Origin of the sequence: Stenotrophomonas sp. HMWF003 (assembly GCF_003061285.1) — a bacterium.
In the GTDB taxonomy this organism is placed as follows: Bacteria; Pseudomonadota; Gammaproteobacteria; order Xanthomonadales; family Xanthomonadaceae; genus Stenotrophomonas; species Stenotrophomonas maltophilia_AP.
In genome coordinates this window covers 3458-7498 of sequence record NZ_QAIW01000344.1, presented here as the reverse complement: position 1 = coordinate 7498, position 4041 = coordinate 3458, and the positions used below count along the sequence as shown (strand labels likewise).

The following is a 4041-nucleotide window of genomic DNA, read 5'->3' as shown; positions in this document are numbered from 1 at the left end:
GTCCAGCGGCGGTGCGGTGCGATCCAGCAGCGGCACATAACGGAACTGCGCGCCCCGCCGTTGTGCGAATTCCTTCTTCGCCGCCGTCACGGTCTGTGGCGACTGCAACAACGCCACCGTGGTCAGCGCCAGCACCTTCGCCGCGGTAAGCGCCCCCTTGGTGCCGATCGGCGCCCCCGATGCCGCCACCGCCTGCCAGCTGTGTGCCGGGGTGCCGGGCACCCAGGTGGCGGTACTGAGGCCCACGGTGGGTACGTTCCAGCTCACGTCGCCCACATCGGTGGAGGCGCCACCGGCCTGATCGTCGCGGTACGGCTCCAGCTTGGCCGCGGTGGCCAAGGCAGGACGTTGCTGCAGGGTCTGCTGCAGCTGGGTGGCGAACGCGGTGTCGGCCGCGTCATACACCACGCCGCCCACCTGCTGCAGCGAGGCCTGCATGACGCGGCCCAACGCATCGTTGGGCAGCAGCGAATACACCCCGCCGGTGGGTTCGAACACCACCTCGGTGCCGGTGCCCATCGCCGCACCGCGCGCGGCCAGCTGCAGGCGCTCGATCACATCGCGCACCACCGCCGGGTCGACGTGGCGGACGTAGTAATACGCTTCGGCGGCATCGGGCACCACGTTCGGCGCGGCGCCGCCGTTGCTGATCACGTAATGGATGCGGGTGCCGTCGGGCACGTGCTCGCGCATCATGTTGGCCATGTGGTTGAGGGCTTCCACACCATCCAGCGCCGAGCGCCCGCGATCCGGTGCGAGCGCGGCGTGCGCGGCGATGCCCTTGAAGCGGAACTTGCCGCTGATGTTGGCCAGACTGGTGCCCTGCGCGGCGGAGTTGGCCGCAGCCGGGTGCCAATGCAGCGCCACGTCGACGTCGTTGAACAGGCCGGCGCGGGTCATGTAGACCTTGCCGCTGCCGCCCTCCTCGGCCGGGGTGCCGTACACGCGCATTTCGCCGTCGTGGCCACTGGCCTTGAGCCACTGCGCCACGGCCTGCGCGGCGCCCACCACCGCGGCCCCGAACAGGTTGTGGCCACAGGCCTGTCCCGCGTCCTGGCCCGGAATGGGGCTGCGCGTGGGCAGCGCGGCCTGCGACATGCCGGGCAATGCATCCATCTCGGCCAGCAGGGCGATCACCGGGCCATTGCCGCGCTTGCCGTAGCGGGCCACGAACGCGGTGGGCATGCCGGCCACGCCGGCCTCGATGCGGAAACCGGCAGCGCGCAGCTCGTCCTGCAGCAGTGCCGATGACCGGGTTTCCAGGTAGCCCAGTTCCGGCTGTGCCCACAGCTGCTGGCCCACCTCGGCCTGTCGCGCGGCGTAGGCATCCACCGCCGCCAGCACGTCATGGGAGGCATCGGCGGCGATTGCAGGCCCGCCCACGATGCAGGCCAACATCGCCAGCGCACCCCGTGCGTGACGCCGCACCACGTCAGTAGAACCGGACATTGTCGATCTCGAACCAGATCTTGGTGCCGGCGGCGCCGGTGCCGGTGAACACCAGCTGCTGCACGTCATCGCCGCGCCAGGCGGGCAACGGCCCCTTGGCGCGGTATGGCGGCTGGCCCTGCAGCGCGTGGAAGGGAATTTCCACGGTCCGCCATGTGCCAGTGGCCGCTACCGGTGCGGCCCAGCGGCGGCCCTGCAGACCGCGTGCTTCCAGGCGCACGCTGGCATCGCCGCGCACATCCACGCGCACGCCTTTCCAGCCGCGCAGGTCGGCCGGTGCGACCGAACCGCGCGTCAGCGGCAGGATCACGCCTGCGTAGGCGTCGTCCTTGCTCGACAGTCGGGCCTGCATCGACAGCGCCTTGCCACCGCCATCGCGGTCGATCACGTCGGTGACCTGTACGGTACGGTCGTTGCCACCGTCGGCATCGTCATTGCGCAGCGTGTCCAGCGCGGTGCGCTGGTCGGCGCGCTCGAAATCATCCACCAGCGCGTCGATGCGCAGCGGTGGCAGCGATGTGGCGCGGTTGCCTGCCGGCAGCTGCACGCCCTTGCCCACCACCTGGCGCCCGGCCACGTACACCTGCCGGGTGTTGCGGATGTCGCCAATGCGTTCCCACGGCTTGCCCGTGACCAGCAGCAGGTCGGCGCGCTTGCCCACCTCGATGCTGCCGCGGTCGTCCAGGGCCAGTGCTTCGGCACTGGCGCGGGTGCCGGCCACCAGGGCCTCGGTCGGGGTCAGCCCGGCCTGCACGAACAGCTCCAACTCGCGCAGGGTGGACGCGCCGTGCGGGGTGCCGGTCATGCCGGCATCGGTGCCCAGCACGATCGGAATGCCGGCATCGTGCAGGGTTTTGACGTTGCGCAGGGCATTGGCGAAGTTCGCCTCGCGCTGGCGGTAGGCCTCGGTGCCGGCGCGGGCCTTGCCGCTGCCATCCACGCGCTCGGGCAGGTACACCGCCAGCGACGGCGAATAGCGGGTGCCGTGCTGCTTCATCAGCGCAATCAGCTCGGCGTCGGCCGGGCCGTCCTGCACGCTGTGCGCCAGCGCATCCACCCCGGCCCGCGCGGCGGTCTTGCCGCGCTTGACCATCACCGTGTGGGTGAACACGCGCAGATGCTGGCGGTGCGCTTCTTCCACGAGGGCCGTCAGGGTTTCTTCGTCCATGCTGCTGTTGTCGGCCGCGTTGGAGTAGCGCCAGCCGTCGGTGAACGCCTTGATGAAGTCCGGCCTGTAGGCCGCCACCTGCTTCACCGCCGCGGTGGCCGCCTCGGGCGAGTTGACCCAGCGGGTGGTGTTCTCATCGCCCCAGTCGGCGCCGTGGCCCAGCGGCGTGCTCATGCGCGCGGCGAACTTCACATCCGGCGCGGCGATGCGCTGCAGCCAGGCGCGGCGCGGCGCATAGGCCTCCGGCGGCTGGTGGAAATCGCTCACGGTGGTGACACCAGCGTCCAGATAGCGGGTGGCGATCTGCGGCAGCGTCGACGGCTCGGCGTTGGGGGTCCAGTGGGTGTGCAGGTCGAACAGGCCCGGCAGCAGTGCCTGGCCCTTGGCATCCACCTGGCGGGTATGCGCCGGCGCCTTGAGAGCGGTGCCGATCGCGGCGATGCGCCCGTCCTGCACCAGGACACTGGCCGCATAGGGCGCACGCCCGGTGGCGTCGAAGACCATGGCGTTGCGGATCAGCACGTCGTTGTCGGCGGCACTGGCAACCACGCAGGCCTGGCCACTGGCCAACAACAGGGCGGTCAGCAGCGCCAGCAGGCGCGCACGCGAAACAGTGGCAGTCATTCGGGCATCCCGGTTCATTGCAGTGAGCGCGGCGCGCTGTGGAAGGCGTTGTGCGGCGTGCGCAGCCAGACGTCGTTGCCCTGCTGGTCCACCTCCAGGCCGAGGCTGAGCGCGACGCTGCGCGCGAAGCCGAGCGGGTCATTGGCCGAGTACAGCCCGACGATGCGACGGCTGCCGACCAGCGGGTCGTCGATCATGATGCGCACATCGCTGTAGCGCAGGAACTGTGCAGCGGCCACCGACAGCGTGTCGCCGTTGAATGACAGCATGCCCTCGCGCCACGCCAGCTGCTGGTCGAGGTCATCGTGGCCGACGGTTTCGATGCGGATGCCGTGGCTGCGGTTGGCCAGGGCGCGGTGGTTGGCCAGCAGCCTTGTCGGGGCGACCGCGCCGCTGGCCGTGGCGACATCCACGATGCCTTCGCGCACCAGCACTTCCACGCCGTGCGTGCGTTGTTCGTTGAGGCTCACCGAGAAACTGGTGCCTACTGCGGTCACCGCGGTATCACGCGCGGTCACCACGAACGGGCGGGCCCGGTTCTTGGCCACGTCGAACAAGGCTTCGCCGCGCAGCAGGGTGATCTCGCGGCGCGCGTCGGTGTAGTGCACGCGCACCGCCGCGCCCGAATCCAGAGTCACCGCCGAGCCATCGGCCAGCGGTACGCGCAGGATCTCGCCCTTGTGGGTGACGTGGTAGTCCCCGGCATCGCTGTGTTCGTGCACGCCCAGCGCCAGCAGGCACAGTGTGGCTGCCAGTCCCACGGCCCATTGCAGCCGCGGCCGTGGGCCGTGCACGCGGGC

Annotated in this window: 3 protein-coding genes; all 3 read right to left on the bottom strand. The window is 70.4% G+C overall.

Going from position 1 to position 4041, the window contains the following annotated elements; translation table 11 throughout:
- On the bottom strand, positions 1 to 1449 hold a 1449-nt coding region (locus DBR34_RS13820), incomplete at its 3' end, for an amidohydrolase (RefSeq protein WP_219928297.1).
- On the bottom strand, positions 1433 to 3241 hold the full coding sequence (locus DBR34_RS13815) for an amidohydrolase family protein (protein WP_128097218.1): 1809 nt from the start codon (positions 3239 to 3241) through the stop codon (positions 1433 to 1435). The genes DBR34_RS13820 and DBR34_RS13815, both read right to left, overlap by 17 nt.
- 14 nt (positions 3242 to 3255) lie before the next feature.
- A partial coding sequence (locus tag DBR34_RS13810; RefSeq protein WP_258223932.1) for a FecR domain-containing protein occupies positions 3256 to 4041 on the bottom strand: 786 nt, incomplete at its 5' end.